Origin of the sequence: Oxynema aestuarii AP17, from assembly GCF_012295525.1 — a bacterium.
GTDB classification, from domain to species: Bacteria; Cyanobacteriota; Cyanobacteriia; order Cyanobacteriales; family Laspinemataceae; genus Oxynema; species Oxynema aestuarii.
In genome coordinates this window covers 3,074,234-3,090,046 of record NZ_CP051167.1, presented here as the reverse complement: position 1 = coordinate 3,090,046, position 15,813 = coordinate 3,074,234, and the positions used below count along the sequence as shown (strand labels likewise).

The following is a 15,813-nucleotide window of genomic DNA, read 5'->3' as shown; positions in this document are numbered from 1 at the left end:
CAACGCGATCGAGAATCAAAATGAACGAAGACATCAGTTCCGAACATCAAGAAAAGGCGACGGTTATTCGCCAGTTATATCGTCAACTACGGCAACGTCCGCGCCTAACAGAAGCCGTCACCGTCGGGGCGATCGCCCTGTTCGCGATCGCGATCGTTCCCTTCTTTCTCTCAGCCTTCAATCTCGACTTACTCAACCGCTATCTCGCTTTAGCAATTCTCGCCCTCGGTATTGATTTAATTTGGGGATATACGGGGATGTTGAGTTTGGGTCACGGCATCTTTTTCGCCCTCGGCGGTTACGCGATCGCCATGCACCTCAAACTACAAATTCCTCCCGACGCCAGCAGTCAACTTCCCTCATTTATGAGTCTCTATGGCGTCACCGAATTACCCGCTTTTTGGAAGCCATTTTATTCGTTTCCTTTGACCTTAATTGCGGTGTTCTTAATTCCCGCATTACTGGCAACTTTCCTCGGTTACCTCGTTTTTCGTAACCGCATTCGCGGGGTTTACTTTTCCATCCTCACTCAAGCCGCAACAATCGTATTTTTTAACTTATTTAACGGACAACAAAAGTTAATTAACGGCACCAACGGCTTGACCGATTTTAAAACAATTCTAGGGGCGGAAGTTAGCAACTCCAACACTCAATTTGTCATCTACACACTCACTGTTTTATTACTAGTCGGCGCTTATTATCTCTGTCGCTGGCTGACCGGAGGACGATTCGGAAAGGTGTTAGTGGCAATCCGCGATGACGAAACGCGCTTGCGTTTTTCTGGCTACGATCCGACGGGATATAAAGTTTTAGTCTTTGCTATTTCCGGCGCTTTAGCAGGAATTGCCGGAGCCTTATTTACCCTGCGATCGGGTATTATTTCCCCGAAAGCGATGGATATTGCTTTCTCCATTGAAATGGTGATTTGGGTGGCGGTTGGCGGACGCGCGACTTTAATCGGGGCGATCGTTGGTGCATTGCTGGTCAACTACAGTAAAAGCTGGTTGATCAGTCAATTTCCCGATATTTGGCTATTTTTCCAAGGGGGTTTATTTCTCCTCGTCGTTCTCGTCCTTCCCAACGGATTAATCGGTTGGTTGAAAACGGAAGGAATCAACCTACTCAGACGGTTAGTGAAGCGTCCTCGCTACGTAACGACTTATCCCAGTTTAGAAGAAGATCCGGAGGTTCGGCGTGAACGAGAAAATCTTGGAAATTGATAATTTAACGGTCAGTTTTGATGGGTTTAATGCCCTCAATAACTTGAATTTCAGTATGGAACGCGGCGAACTGCGCGTGATTATCGGACCGAATGGGGCGGGAAAAACAACGTTTTTAGATGTGATTACCGGAAAGGTTAAACCTACAGTCGGACAAGTTTTATTTAAAGGGAAAAACTTGCGACGGTTTCGCGAACACCAAATCGCGCGATTTGGGATCGGTCGCAAGTTTCAAACCCCCCGGGTTTACCTGAATTTGACCCCACGCGAGAATTTAGAACTGTCGTGCAATCGCCAGAAAAATGTCTTTTCTACTTTGCTCAAACCTCAACCGTCACCAGAGCGAAAAACGGTCAGCACCCTGTTAGAAACGATTGGTTTGGTGGTGAAAGCCGATACTCCGGCGGGTTTACTTTCTCATGGAGAAAAACAATGGTTAGAAATTGGCATGTTGTTGGCGCAGTCGCCAGATTTACTGCTCGTTGACGAACCTGTGGCGGGATTGACGGATGAAGAAACGTTATTGACGGGAGAGTTATTGGTATCTCTTGCAGAAAGTCATTCGATTATTGTTATCGAACACGATATGGAGTTCGTGCGCCAAATTGCGCGCAAGGTGACTGTTTTACATGAAGGATCGGTATTGTGTGAAGGCAGTATCGAAGAGGTGCAGAACGATCCCCGTGTCGTGGAGGTTTATTTAGGAACTGAAGAGGAGGAACATCCCTAGGACGATCGTCGAGATGCTTTCAGTTTAGAGCTGCACTCTATAAGCGATAAAAATCGATCGCCGCTCCTTAAATTTTACTTTTAATTTAAGTTGGTAATAAGTTGGTAATAAGTTTGTCATCAGTCGGTGAATATGAATCATCCCAATTCTAGCAATGTTTTAGAATCTGCCTATCAAGAAGTTTCCCCGGAGAAGATTTTGCAAATTTCGGGGCTGGATGTGTACTACGGGGAGAGTCATATTTTAAGAGAGGTCGATTTAAGCGTCTATCGCGGTCAAATGGTCTGTTTGATCGGGCGCAATGGGGTCGGTAAAACGACGTTGTTAAAAACGATAATGGGATTGCTGCCACCCCGTCGCGGTAAAATTTGGTTTGATGGGGTTGAAATTGCGCCGCTTTCGCCCGATCGCCGCGCCCGTTCGGGAATCGGTTATGTCGCTCAAGGTCGCGAAATTATTCCGCGATTGACGGTGAAAGAAAACTTATTATTAGGATTGGAAGCGCGGCGAAAGCGTCCGAAAAAAATGCAAATTCCCGAGGATATTTTCGAGTTATTCCCCGTTTTAAAAACGATGCTCGATCGCCGGGGCGGCGATCTCAGTGGCGGACAACAGCAACAGTTGGCGATCGCCCGGGCTCTGATGGGTCAGCCGCAATTATTATTACTCGACGAACCGACGGAAGGGATTCAACCGTCGATCGTTCTCGAAATTGAAGCGGCGGTCCGTCGTATTATCGAAACGACGGGCATCTCGGTGTTGTTGGTCGAACAACACTTGCATTTCGTGCGCCAAGCGGATTGGTATTACGCGATGCAAAAAGGCGGGATCGTGGCGTCGGGATTGACACAAGAATTGAGTAATGAGGTGATCCAACGTTTTCTTGCAGTTTAATGGGAGAAAACGAGCGAGTTATTGTCGTGAATTCTGCTATTGCTCATACGGATTCAAGTTGGAAAGGTCGCCTGGAGTTGATCTATCGCGCCCGAGAAGGGCAAACCCAGGTGTACTGCGCTCATGCGAAAGCGCCTCTGAAGGTGCAGCGCCCTTTTTATCCGGAAGGTCCTCAAATTTGTCATAGCGTGATTTTGCATACGGCGGGGGGTATTGTGGGGGGCGATCGCCTCTCCCAATCTTTCCATCTCGAAGCCAATACCCACGCTTTGGTGACGACGGCGGCGGCGGCGAAAGTTTATCGAAGCAACGGTCGCGAAGCCCGCCAAACGATTAATATTCAGGTGGATGCGGGGGCCTGTTTGGAATGGTTGCCCCAGGAAAGCATTATTTTTAATGGGGCGGTTTATCGCCAAGATTTACGCGTCGAGCTGGCGCCGGGTTCTCGGATGTTGCTATGGGAAATTAACCGTTTCGGTCGGAGCGCGCGCGGGGAAAAGTTCTTGCAGGGACAGTGGCGATCGCACGCCGAAGTCTGGCAGGAGGGGCGCCCGTTGTGGATCGACCGCCAAATGTTGGAAGGGGGAACGGCGATGGTGGACGGTCCTCACGGTCTGGGGGGCCGGGCGATCGCGGGGACTTTGGCATGGATTGGCGAACCGGTCTCGCGCGATCGCGTCGAACAGATCCGCCGCCTGTGGGATGGAGTTCCCCAAATGGGAACGGGGGAAATTGGCGTGACGCGCCTCCCCCAAGGGGTTCTCTGTCGCTATTGCGGCTCTTCTACCCCCCAGGTGAGGAACTGGTTCGCTCAAGTTTGGGATAGTTTGCGCCTGTCTTTTCTGGGGCGCCCGAGTTCGGTTCCTCGGGTCTGGCCGCTTTCCAGTGGCTAGGACGGGGCGATTCTCCTTAGCGAACCCTACGCGATCGCGGATCGCCTCAACTTCGCCCTAAATTCGTTAAAAATGATGCAAATCTTGATATAAATTAAGAAGTTAGAAAGGGTGGGAAATTAGAACGAATTGAGGATGCCGACCGCGATCGCCACTCGTTAAAAACAGGGAGTGCTATGCAACTTTCGCCCCAAGAAAAAGACAAATTACTCATTTTTACGGCGGCTCTGCTGGCGGAACGCCGCAAGGAAAAAGGCTTGAAACTCAATCATCCCGAGGCGGTAGCCTATTTGAGCGCGGCAATTCTCGAAGGTGCCCGCGAAGGCAAAACTGTCTCGGAATTGATGAGTTACGGGACGACTTTATTAAGTCGCGATCAAGTCATGGAAGGTGTTCCCGAAATGATTCGCGAGGTTCAAGTCGAGGCGACTTTTCCCGACGGAACCAAGTTGGTGACCGTTCACGATCCGATCCGCTAAATCCGGGCGATCGCCGCCGATTGACCTGTCAAAAAATAAGTTGGAGTAATCAAGATGATTCCCGGAGAAATTATCGCGCGCGAAGGGACAATCGAAATTAATGCAGGTCGCCCGACTCTGACTTTAACGGTAGCGAATACGGGCGATCGCCCGATTCAAGTCGGGTCGCACTTTCATTTTTACGAAGTGAATGAAGCCCTGCAATTCGATCGCGATCGCGCTGAAGGAATGCACTTAAATATTCCCGCCGGAACCGCGATTCGCTTTGAACCGGGCGACGAACGGGATGTGGAGTTGGTCCCCTACGTCGGCAGTCGGGAGATTTATGGCTTTAATGGCAAAATTGAAGGTAAATTAGATTAAATTCGCTCGATTGACCTCGAATCCGAGGCAAGGTGTCAATCGACGACGCGCAAACAACCCCGTTGCAAGTTATCGAAAACACGATTGATTTGCGATCGCTCGTTTTCGCTAATTGCATCTTTGGAGAGTAGGGCAGACATCAATAGTTGTTGGTCGTAACGGCTAATTTTGCGATGTCTGCAAATGCGATCGACAATCTGTTCGACCGTTCCGGTGGTTTTGGCGGTGGGGGTTGTCGGTGCAAAAGTAGTCATTACGTCAATCTCGTCCTAATCTAAGCCTCCTACTCTATTCTCTATTCTTTGGAGAAAGGATGAAGCGATCGAAACCCCTATTTGTTACCGATATCGATCGCCGATTGTCAGCGATCGCGATCGTTGACAGAGATAAATTTTTTTGATATTTCCTCGCCGAGAAGGTATAAAAAACGACGGTTTTTTCAAAAAGGTTCGAGCAACAATACTTTATTTTTATTTTTTTTAAGTTTTGTTACCGATCGCCACCCGGGGAACGCGACCGCCGCCGAAATAAATGGATTGAAAGCTGCGATCGTAAGCGGTCGAACCCCGTAACGAGTTGATTTTGACCCCACTGTAAGGACCGCGATGGGTGGAGTGGATGAATTCGCCATCGCCTAAATAAATGCCGACGTGGGTTGCCAAACGCCCGTTATTGCTGAAAAAGACTAAATCCCCCGCTTGGAGTTCGTCGAGGAGATCGAGGGTCGCGGCGACGGGGGTGCTGTAAAGCTGTTGTTGGTAGGCGTCGCGGGGGATGTAGAGATTTCCGGCGCGCAATACGGTCTGTACGAAACCGCTACAGTCTAGGCGTTTACCCACGGTTCCCCCCCAAAGGTAGGAACCGCCACCGTAGGGACGGTCCGGTAGAAATTGTTTGGCGAGTTCGAGGAGATGGGCCGGGGCGATCGGGCGATCGTCGAGGACGAGATCGGCGTAGGCGACCCGCAAGGTTGGACCGTCGGGAGTGGTTAAGGTGACGGCGCCGCGATCGCCGTTTTGGTAAGGGAGGCGCGTCCCGAAATAGAGGGAATCGAGGTCTCGGGCGACGAAGGCTTTGGGGGCGCCAACCCAGCGCTCGAATTCGGCGCGATCGCACTCTCGCAGTTCGGCGCGATCGATCCAGGCGAGATAGCCGTCATCTTCGATGCGAACCCGCACAAAACGGCGATCGCGGCTGTATTCGAGCAGTTTGACCGCCGTTCCGAGGCGCACTTGGGTTGCTAAATTTTCGATCTTGGGGTCGGGACGGGTGTAGAGATTGCTGTAAGGGGCCGTGGTGATGGCGTAGTCGAGATCGATGTCGTCGTAGGGAAAAATGGCGAGTTGCGATCGCACCCCGGTAGGGAAGCTTTCGTGGGCGACTCGTTCGATCGTGTTGCGTTCGGCGGCGGTGAAGACTTTACCCGTCAGTACGGGGAAGTCGCGATCGTAAGTGAGGGCGACCTCGAACACCGTATCGCGATCGAGGCGCGCGTAAGGTTGCAACTCGATCCGATTCCCGTCCGGTTGCGGCGTCACGTCGAAAAATACCTCGCGACGCTGCAAGCTTTGCTGGAGATGGCGTTCCATCTGCGGGGTGAGGGTGTCGATAAATTGTTGCACTTGGGGCGCGATCGCGCCGACGGAACTGGAAAAAAGAACGATGCCGAGAAAAGCGCAGCTTGCAAGCAGACAGTAGGCGGTTTTTCGAGAAAATAAAGCAAACATGGCGATCGCAAAAGTTTACACGCGATTGCTTTTTCCGCAGGCGGGGCGATCGATCCGGAAGGGGGCGATCGCCCCGGTCTAAACAAGCAATTTCAATTCGGGGCGATCGTTCCATCGCGAGGCGCTTACTTTGGCACATTTTTGTAGGGATCGAGTCGAAAGAAGTAGGATCGTTTCAATTTTGCAATGGCCAACCTCCGTACCGTCTAAGCGCTCTATCTCGATCGAGGTTTGACAAAAATGGTATAAGGAGTTGAGGAAGCGCGATCGTCGATTTTGTCCTCTCTTGTTAGAGGGACGTTCAAAAGTGTAGACAGAGGGTTGGGAGTTGAACCCGAAAGTAGCCTCAATCGTTCCATTCTGTCACTTTTTCGGGTAGGGAAATGACTAGGTGGGATCCGTAGAATCATCTGCCGATCGCCTCTCGATACTTTGTTGTCAAAAAATATTTTTGCTACGCGGTTAGTGGCGATCGTTGGGAATATTAAAAGAGTCCATCGTTTCGACTAGAAGATATGCACGCCGAACTTATCGGACACTATAATTTCAGCTTAGTTCTGCTTTCGTTCGCGATCGCGGCGATCGCCTCTTATTGCGCTTTCGATTTTGTCGGACGGGTGAAATCTAACCTCGACCGCGATCGCCTCTGGTGGGTGCTTGGGGGCGCTACGGCAATGGGAACGGGGATTTGGTCGATGCACTTCATCGCCATGCTCGCTTTAGAATTCCCAGTTAGCGTGACCTACAATGCATACCTCACTTTGTATTCTTTGCTGAGCGCGATCGGCGCCTCCGGAATCGCCCTTTACTTGTTCAGTCGTTCGGTCAATCGCTTTCTCCTCGTTATTGGGGGAGTGTTCATGGGTCTGTCGATCGCCGGAATGCACTATATCGGCATGGCCGCCATGCAAATTCCGGCGTATATGAAGTACGATCTTCCGTTGCTGGCGCTCTCCGTAGCGATCGCGATCGGGGCGTCTTTTGGCGCCTTGTGGCTCGGGTTTCGCCTCCCCGACAGTCACGACCGAGACCCGATCTGGCAAAAAATCGGCAGTGCCTTGTTAATGGCGATCGCCATTGCCGGAATGCACTACACCGGAATGGCGGCAACCCATTGGATCCCCCGCGACAATTTACCACTGGAAGCAACGGCAGTTCTCAATCGCTTTTGGCTCGCCGTCGAAATCGCGATCGCCAGTTTATTTATTTTATCAATTGCTTTATTAACCTCTTTATTTAACAAGCGCTTTAGCGCTCAATTATTGCGAGAAACCGCTTTAGAAGACAGTCGTAAGCGCTTTCAAATGTTGATTCGGGAAATGCAAGTCGGCGTTTTTCTGATCGATGACGATGGAAAAGTCAACCTCGCCAATCACGCGGCGCTTAATTTCTTTAACCTCAATTCAGCAGCCATTGAAAATCGAGTGTTCGGCGAAGGATGGCACCTTTTGCAAGAAGATGGAACGCCGTTTAAGTTGTCCGAGTTGCCCGTACAACAAGCGATCGCTCGCCGTCAATCGATCGATAACATTATCGTCCGTGTCGAAGATTCCACCCGTAACCATCAGCGTTGGTTGTTAGTCAATGCCGACCCACAAATTACCGCCGATGAAACCGTCGAGGGCGTGGTTTGTACCCTCAGCGATATTACTCAACCAAAAGAAGCCGAAGTCGCATTGAAGTTAATGGTTGAGGGAACCGCTTGTGCGACCCGAGACGAGTTTTTTAATGCCTGCGTTCGTTATTTAGCCCAAGTTTTGCAAGTTCGTTACGCTTTCGTTTCTCAATTTAGCGATCGCCTTCCCGGTAAAGCCCGAACTTTAGCAGTTTGGAATGGGGAAGAAATCGGCGAAAATTTTGAATACGATTTGGTCGGAACTCCTTGTGAAACGAGCGGTCAGGGAATCGATTGTTTTTATTCAGAACAGGTTTGTCAACAGTTTCCCGACGATCTCCATTTAGCGAGTTGGCAAGCGGAAAGTTATTGGGGAATGCCCCTCGTTGATTCTAATGGTAAAACTATCGGGAATTTGGCGGTTGTAGATACCCATCCGATTGTTAAAAATGCCAATAAAGAAAGAATTTTCAGGATTTTTGGAGCGAAAGCCGGGACAGAACTCGAACGGACCCTCGCCGAACAGTCGATCCGCAGTCGAGCGAAGATGGAACGGGCGATCGGGGAAATTTCTCGCAAATTTATCGATGAAAGTAATATCGAACATTCGATTCAATTTACCCTCGCCAAAATTGGAGAAATTTTGGAGGGCGATCGCGTTTATTTGTTATGTTATGACCGTAACTACGGTTTCGTCAATATGAGTCACGAGTGGTGCGATCGCGGCATTCAGCCAGTGATCGATCGCTTTAAACAGTATGAATTCAGTAAAAATCGCTGGATTGACGAACAATTATTACAAGGAAAGAGCATTCAAGTTCCCCTAGAGTTTCCGGCGGAAATTGCCGAATACGAAACGGCAAAACTCGGCAGCATTCAAGCTCGTTTAGTCGTTCCCCTTTTGCAATCGGGTCAGGTCGTCGGTTCGATTGGAGTCGATGCAATTTTTAATCCTAAACTATGGAGTCATGAGGAGATTCAATGGTTGACATTAGTCAATGAATTTATCGCGATCGGTCAAGCCCGATATCAAGCACAAATTGCTTTACAAGAAACAGCAAAACGGGAAGCGGCGATCGCTAAAGTTATTCAACGAATGCGGCAAAGTTTAGATTTACAAAATATTTTTGCAGCGACCACCAATGAATTACGGCAAGTCTTGGAATGCGATCGCATTCTCGTTTATCGTTTCAATTCCGATTGGAGTGGCGAGTTAGTTTCCGAGTCCGTCGCCCCCGGGTGGGATATTTTAGTTCCCCACGCCCACGAACATCCCAATTTGACTAAAGTTAGCGTCAATCGAAATAATTGCGCCGTCAAAAAATTAAATAGCGATTCTCCTTTGATTCGCGATACTTACCTGCAAAAAACATCCGCCGCTATCTATCACAACAAACATAGTTATTGCACGGTTGCCGATATTTATAAAGCCGGGTTTAACCCCTGTTATTTAGAGCTGTTAGAAGAATTACAAGCTCGCTCTTATACGATCGCGCCGATTTTTTGCGGTCGCCAACTCTGGGGTTTATTAGCGGTCTATCAAAACTCCAAACCTCGGGAATGGAAAAGCGTAGAAATTCGCATGGTGGTTCAAATTGCCGAACAGTTGGGAGTGGCTATCCAACAAGCCGAATTATTTGCGCAAACGCAACAACAAGCTCAAGAATTGAAAATGGCAAAAGAAAGTGCAGATGCGGCGAATCGTGCCAAAAGTGACTTTTTAGCGAATATGAGCCACGAACTGCGAACCCCACTCAATGCTATTCTCGGGTTTAGCCAGATCGTCAGTCACGACCCGTCACTTTCGCAGCAAAGTGTCGAAGATCTCTCTATTGTTAATCGAGCAGGCGAGCATCTGCTTCAACTGATTAACAGCATTTTGGAAATGTCAAAAATTGAGTCGGGTCGCATCACCTTAAATGAAAGTCAATTCGATTTATTCGATCTGCTCGATGGTTTGGCAGAAATGTTTGGCTTAAAAGCTCAATCGAAACAATTAGATCTCGTTTGCGAGCGATCTCCCGAAGTTCCTCACTATATTGAAAGCGATGAAAGCAAATTACGCCAAGTTTTGATTAATTTATTGGGGAATGCTCTCAAGTTTACCCAAGAAGGACAAGTCAGCTTGAAGGTGGGAGTTAATGGCGATCGCGATCTCAGGAATTGCGATCGTTCTGTCAACGATGGCGAGATTTGGCTGACTTTTGAAATTGCAGATACTGGACCGGGAATCGCCCCGGAAGAACTCGATCGCTTATTTGAACCGTTCGTGCAAACTCAAACAGGTAAAAAATCTCAAGAAGGAACGGGTTTGGGGTTACCGATTAGTAAAAAGTTTGTCGAACTTATGGGCGGTCAACTGACAGTTTCTTCGACCCTCAATCGCGGGACGACGTTTAGTTTTGATATTCGCGTCAAGCCTGTTGCAACAAATTCGGCGATCGAAGAGGTGACCCCTCCTAAAATTATCGGTCTGGCTCCCCATCAACCGGACTATCGCATTTTAGTTGCCGAGGATCGCTTTGAAAATCGCTTGCTTCTCGTCAAACTTTTAACCTCTATCGGGTTCGAGGTTCGCGAAGCCACAAATGGGGAAGAGGCGATCGCCATTTGGCAAGATTGGCAACCTCATTTAATTTGGATGGATATGCGAATGCCTGTAGTCGATGGGTATGAAGCCACTCGACGCATTAAAAGCGACGAACGGGGTCAATCGACGGTCATTATTGCCTTAACAGCCAGTAGCTTTGAAGAACAGCGAGATCTGGTGTTATCGAGTGGATGCGATGATTTTTTGAGTAAACCTTTTCAAGAATATGTTTTGTTTCAGAAAATGGCAAAATATTTAGGCGTGGTCTACCTTTATGCAGGAGAAGCATCGAAATTTACTTCCGAGTCAGTAGAAGTTTTGAATCCGATAGAAGTTAATGCTAGCCAACTGTTATCTAAAATGCCCGATGCTTGGATCGATCGCCTCAATCTAGCTGCTTTAAAATGCTGCGATGATTCGATTAAGGAATTAATAAAAGATATTCCAGAATCCAATCACGAACTCAAAAATGTCTTAATCAATTGGGTCAGCAATTTCCGCTTTGACTTGATTATTCACGCGATCGATTCGAGGCCGAAAAATCGTCTGGTTTTATAATTGCGATCCACTGGATAGCGATCGCTCTCCAAACTAAAACTATAATTCAACATTAAGAAGGTTCGCAGTTTAAATGAGAGGGCGATCGTTAACTATAATTATCGAATCTTCAATCGGGTAATTGCATTCGTTTAATCGCCTTATTCGCAATTAAAAATAACAGCAAGCCAATTGCAGCAATAACGATCGGAACGTACCAGACTCCCTCCCACCCCGTACCCCGTAAAAAGGCATCCCGGGTCAGAATAATATAATAGCGGGCTGGAATAATCTTAGAAAGTAAAGACAACGGAAAAGGAATATTGGCGATCGGATAAATAAAACCCGATAATAAAAACGACGTTAAAAATCCTCCGATCGCCGTTCCCTGCACCGCCGCATTCTGGTTACTCGCTCGCACGCCAACCAACAAGCCAAACGCAACACTCGCCATTAAAAATATGGCGGTTCCCACCAGTAAAGTTAAAGAGTTTCCCGCTAATTTTAAATCGAATAAAAAAACACTCACCCCCATCACGATCGCCGCTTCGCCAATCCCGACCAGAACGTAAGCAATTTCTTTTCCTAATAACCATTCTAAAGAACTTAAATCGGAGGCATAAACTTGTAAAATTGTCCCCTGTTCTTTTTCGCGAACCATTGCAATTGACGCCAACATCGAAGGAAATACCCAAAGAATTACCCCATAAATTCCAGGAACGATATACAGGGATTCTTTACGTCCCGGATTGAACCATAAACGGGTATGAGTTTGAATTAAATTGAGTTCGGGAATTAACCCGGTGCTTTGTAAAAAAAAGTTAGTAGTCGCGCGGATACTATTTTGAATCACTCGGGCATTATTCACATCGGTTCCATCCACTAAAACTTGAACTTCTGTAGTTTTACCTGTTTTAATTTTTTGGGAGAAATCAGGAGGAATAATAATCGCTACTTTGGCCAAGTCTCGATCGATTGCCCCTACCGGGTCGCCGAGATCGGGAGCCGAAACCGGAATAAATTGTTGCGTTGCAAAAATACGCTCTATATAGGTTCGACTGAGAAAACTATTGTCAAAATCTTTAAAAACTAAGGGAATATTTTTAGTTTCCAAGCGAATCGCATACCCATAAATTAACAACATTCCTAAAGGCAGCAAAAATGCCAAGGCAACGGTCAGGCGATCGCGGGAAAATTGGGCGAGTTCTTTTTGAGCTTGAGCTAAAATGCGTCGCATAGGTTTTAGATTGAAATAAAATTGAAAAGGCTAATGTTCATTCAACAGATCCATTGGAAACGCTCTTGCTGTTGCGTTGAACGATACCGATAAACGCATCTTCCAAGGAAAAAGGTATCGGACGGTGCGATCGCACGGCAATGGCGGCGGCTTCTAAGTGCGATCGCACTTCGGAAAAATCGCGCTCGGGATCGTCGAGAACGACGTGGAGGCGATCGCCAAAAATCGAAACCCGCCAAGGTTCCAGCTTTTGTTTGAGCAAGTTCGACGCGGCTTGAGTCTGGCTGACGCGCAATTCGATCGCCCGTCCCGGTTGTTGTGCGACGATCTCGCTCGGCGAACCTTGTGCGACCAATTCCCCGGCCACCATAAACCCCATACGGTTGCAATTTTGCGCTTCTTCGAGGTAGTGCGTCGTCACCAGTACCGCCGTTCCCTGGCGCGCGAATTCGCGGATCGATCGCCAAAATTGCCGTCGCGCCAGGGGATCGACCCCGGAAGTCGGTTCGTCGAGAAACAGAATTTCCGGCTCGTGCATGACCGACGCACCGAAGGCGACGCGCTGTTTCCAGCCGCCGGGAAGGCTTCCGGTTATTGTATGTTCCCGCCCCAACAAGCCGCAGGTTTCGAGCACCCACTCGATTTTTTGGCGGCGCAGTTTTCGCGGGACGCCGTAAACGCCGCAGTAAAATTCGAGATTTTGGGCGATCGTCAAGTCGTCATAGAGGGTAAATTTTTGGCTCATGTAGCCGAGGCGCGATCGCACTTGGGGGCTGTTGAGGTCACTTTGTTTCCCCGCCAGACTCATCTCACCGGAGGTCGCGGGCAACAAACCGCACAACATTTTAATCGTGGTCGTTTTTCCCGCGCCGTTCGCCCCCAGCAAGCCGTAAATCTCGCCGTAAGCGATATCTAAGTCGATCCCTCGAACGGCGACGAACTCCCCAAAGCGTTTTTGCAAATGGCGGGCGGAGATCGCACTACAGCGACTTTCGCCGTTACGGGGCGGGCGATCGCGCGGAAAAGCGACAAAGGGCGGATCCGATCCGTGTTGGCGCAATCGCGTGACGAACACGTTTTCTAAGGTCGGTTCGTCGCGATACAAACTGTCAATGGCGATTCCGTGGCGATCGCACTGCTGGCGGATTTCCCGTTCTCCCCTGTCCCCGTCCTTCACTAAAACATCGAGGCGATCGCCAAAAGATTGCACGTCCACGATCGCGCCGTCGGCGTTCGCACTTTGCAATGCTTTCTCACTTTCTGTCAATCGCTTCACACGGAGTTCGATGCGAGTGAGGCCGAGACTTTGCCGCAATTGCGCCAAATTCCCCATTTGCTGGATAACACCGTCGTACATCAAAGCGATCCGGTGACAGCGTTCGGCTTCGTCGAGGTATGGCGTCGCCGCGATCGCCGTGACGCCGCGATCGGCGACCGTGGCGAGCAAGTCCCAAAACTCCCGACGGGACACCGGATCGACTCCAGTGGTCGGCTCGTCTAACAGGAGAATGTCAGGCTGTGCTATTAAAGCACAACATAGGGCTAATTTCTGTTTCATCCCCCCAGACAATTGACCCGCCAACCGTCCCGTAAATGCTTCCAAGCCGACTAAATGCAATAATTCCGGCGATCGCTCGGCGAAAGTGCGATCGCTCACTCGTCGCAGGCGGGCGCTGTAGCGTAAAGTTTCTTCTATACTTAAATCCGCATAAAGGGAAAATTTTTGGGTCAAATAGCCGATATTTAACCGCGCTTCTCGGGGGAATTTTCCTAAAATTCGCACCTCTCCCGCGCTGGGTTCCATGACACCCGCCAAAATTTGAAACGTAGTGGTTTTTCCCGCTCCGTCCGGTCCGATTAACCCAAAAACTTCGCCGGGGGCGATCGCGAAATCGATGCCACGAACGGCGGCTAAGTTACCATAATATTTCCGCAATCCTTTAACGGCGATCGCGTAGTTTTGTTCGTCCATAAAAATTTGAAACTCATCGAGATCGAAGATTTTAAAATCATGAAATAATTGGCCAGCGATCGATGAAATCTCATTAACTTTCGATTTTTTAAGGTTTCCAAAGTGGTTTCCTCAATCTCCCTCTCGAATAATTTCGGCATCCGCAGGCATTCCCGGCTTGGCAAAACCTTCTGGATTGTCAATTCCTAATTTTAAACCGAAGACTTGCTTGACGCGATCGTCTTTAAAATAGATATTTTCTGGGGTGAAAGAAGCCTCGTTATCGATCGCCGTAACCGTTGCCGCCAACGGGCGATCGGGAGCCGAATCTAAAAAGACTTGGGCGGGTTGTCCGACGCGCACTTCACCGATGCGGCCTTCCGGAAGATAACCGCGTAAATAAACATCGTTTAAATCGACGACCGTCAATAACATTTTGCCCGGGGCAATGACCTCACCCGGTTCTATACTGCGAACGGTGACGATCCCCGCGATCGGGCTGGCTACGGATAAATCGTTCAACCGGGCGGCGATTTCTTGGCGGGCGGCTTGGGCGTTGGCAATCTCCGATCGCGCCGCTTCGACTTGCGATCGCGCCTGTTCCAGTTGGGTTTGCAGGCGTTCGATTTGAGTGCGGCGGATCTCGGGATTGAGGCTGGCCGTCTCGGCTTGCACTAACCCCCCTCGGGTTGCTCTCACTTGCCGTTCGGCGGCGGCAACGGCGGCCTGTCGGGCGTCTACCGTAGCGAGGCTGGTTTCGTAACGGGCTTGGGTTTGGTCGAATTGTTGTTGTGAGATCGCCCCTTCGGCGAGTAACGGCGCGAACCGATCGCGATCGCTGCGCGCCAATTTCAACTCGGATTCGGCTTGATTGACTTGGGCTCGGGCTTGGGCGAGTTGCGCTTCGGCGGTGGCGAGGTTGGCTTGGGCTTGGTAAATCCGCCCACTTGCGTCGTCCCGGGCTTGTTGCCAGTTGAGTTCGGCTTCTTCGATTTGAGTGGAGATCGCCTCCACTTGCAAGCGCGCCTGTAGTTCCCGTTGTTCGGCGCTGGCGATGCGGGCGCTGGCCCCTTCCATTTGCGCCCGGATTTCGTCGTCGTCGAGGCGGGCGACAGTCATCCCGGCTTCGACGCGATCGCCTTCTCGAACGGCGACCCATTCGACGCGACCGCCGATTTTAGCGCCGATATCGGTTTCGTAGCCTTCGATCCGACCGCTTAATGTGAGAGCTTCGACGGCAGGGGTGGAAAAATATTCGGTTTTAGCATACCAGCCGACCCCTCCGGCGATCGCTAGGAGAGGAAGAAAGAATAATATTTTTGGCGGACGGTGCTTGTGCGAGAGATCGCTCGCCTCGTCCGTTGCCCTAAAGTGTGAAATAATGTGACTCATGCTAGCACCTCCTAGGATTTGAGATTTTAGATAGATGTACGAGATCGATAGGGGAGCGCAGAGGTGGGGTCTATAAAAAATTGAACGGCGATCGCCGGGGAGAGGGTAAAATCAAACTAGACCGTCTAGTCTAGTCCGGATGAGTTTCATCGTAAGCCGTCTAGTTCGAGGGGTCAAGTTAACTT

Annotated in this window: 12 protein-coding genes; 7 read left to right on the top strand and 5 right to left on the bottom strand. The window is 49.6% G+C overall.

The annotated features are described in order from the left end of the window. Positions 1-20: 20 nt before the first annotated feature. The 6 genes from urtC (at position 21) to HCG48_RS12545 (ending at position 4,579) form a co-directional block, all read left to right on the top strand. Entirely contained in the window at positions 21-1,220 is a 1,200-nt protein-coding gene (gene urtC / locus HCG48_RS12570; RefSeq protein WP_168569467.1) for an urea ABC transporter permease subunit UrtC, read from the top strand. Continuing rightward, the gene (urtD, locus tag HCG48_RS12565) at positions 1,195-1,950 is read left to right on the top strand and encodes an urea ABC transporter ATP-binding protein UrtD (RefSeq protein WP_168569466.1); all 756 of its coding nucleotides are present in this window, start codon (positions 1,195-1,197) and stop codon (positions 1,948-1,950) included. Before urtC ends, urtD begins: the two co-directional genes overlap by 26 nt. A 195-nt stretch (positions 1,951-2,145) precedes the next feature. Beyond that, positions 2,146-2,844, top strand: a complete 699-nt coding sequence (gene urtE, locus HCG48_RS12560; protein WP_168571866.1) for an urea ABC transporter ATP-binding subunit UrtE — start codon at positions 2,146-2,148, stop codon at positions 2,842-2,844. Between the two features lie 26 nt (positions 2,845-2,870). After that, the gene (locus HCG48_RS12555) at positions 2,871-3,737 is read left to right on the top strand and encodes an urease accessory protein UreD (RefSeq protein WP_246260052.1); all 867 of its coding nucleotides are present in this window, start codon (positions 2,871-2,873) and stop codon (positions 3,735-3,737) included. A 176-nt stretch (positions 3,738-3,913) separates the two neighbouring features. After that, positions 3,914-4,216: an urease subunit gamma gene (locus HCG48_RS12550; protein ID WP_168569464.1), complete on the top strand. Its 303-nt coding sequence runs from the start codon at positions 3,914-3,916 to the stop codon at positions 4,214-4,216. Between the two features lie 54 nt (positions 4,217-4,270). Continuing rightward, positions 4,271-4,579, top strand: a complete 309-nt coding sequence (locus tag HCG48_RS12545; protein ID WP_168569463.1) for an urease subunit beta — start codon at positions 4,271-4,273, stop codon at positions 4,577-4,579. 35 nt (positions 4,580-4,614) lie between these two features. Here HCG48_RS12545 and HCG48_RS12540 read toward each other — a convergent pair whose 3' ends face one another. Both HCG48_RS12540 and HCG48_RS12535 read right to left on the bottom strand, forming a co-directional pair. Continuing rightward, a complete protein-coding gene (locus HCG48_RS12540; RefSeq protein ID WP_168569462.1) occupies positions 4,615-4,833 on the bottom strand; it encodes a hypothetical protein in 219 nt (72 codons plus the stop codon). Between the two features lie 225 nt (positions 4,834-5,058). Then, positions 5,059-6,306, bottom strand: a complete 1,248-nt coding sequence (locus tag HCG48_RS12535; protein ID WP_168569461.1) for a C40 family peptidase — start codon at positions 6,304-6,306, stop codon at positions 5,059-5,061. A 515-nt stretch (positions 6,307-6,821) separates the two neighbouring features. Here HCG48_RS12535 and HCG48_RS12530 point away from each other — a divergent pair. After that, the gene (locus tag HCG48_RS12530) at positions 6,822-11,069 is read left to right on the top strand and encodes an MHYT domain-containing protein (protein ID WP_168569460.1); all 4,248 of its coding nucleotides are present in this window, start codon (positions 6,822-6,824) and stop codon (positions 11,067-11,069) included. A gap of 109 nt (positions 11,070-11,178) precedes the next feature. Here HCG48_RS12530 and HCG48_RS12525 read toward each other — a convergent pair whose 3' ends face one another. The 3 genes from HCG48_RS12525 to HCG48_RS12515 form a co-directional block, all read right to left on the bottom strand. Further along, positions 11,179-12,285, bottom strand: a complete 1,107-nt coding sequence (locus HCG48_RS12525) for an ABC transporter permease (protein WP_168569459.1) — start codon at positions 12,283-12,285, stop codon at positions 11,179-11,181. A gap of 37 nt (positions 12,286-12,322) precedes the next feature. Beyond that, positions 12,323-14,257 (bottom strand): ATP-binding cassette domain-containing protein, encoded by a 1,935-nt coding sequence (locus tag HCG48_RS12520; RefSeq protein ID WP_168569458.1) that lies wholly within the window; start codon positions 14,255-14,257, stop codon positions 12,323-12,325. A gap of 111 nt (positions 14,258-14,368) precedes the next feature. After that, complete coding sequence (locus HCG48_RS12515; protein WP_168569457.1) at positions 14,369-15,628, bottom strand: HlyD family secretion protein; 1,260 nt, start codon at positions 15,626-15,628, stop codon at positions 14,369-14,371. Positions 15,629-15,813: the final 185 nt, after the last annotated feature.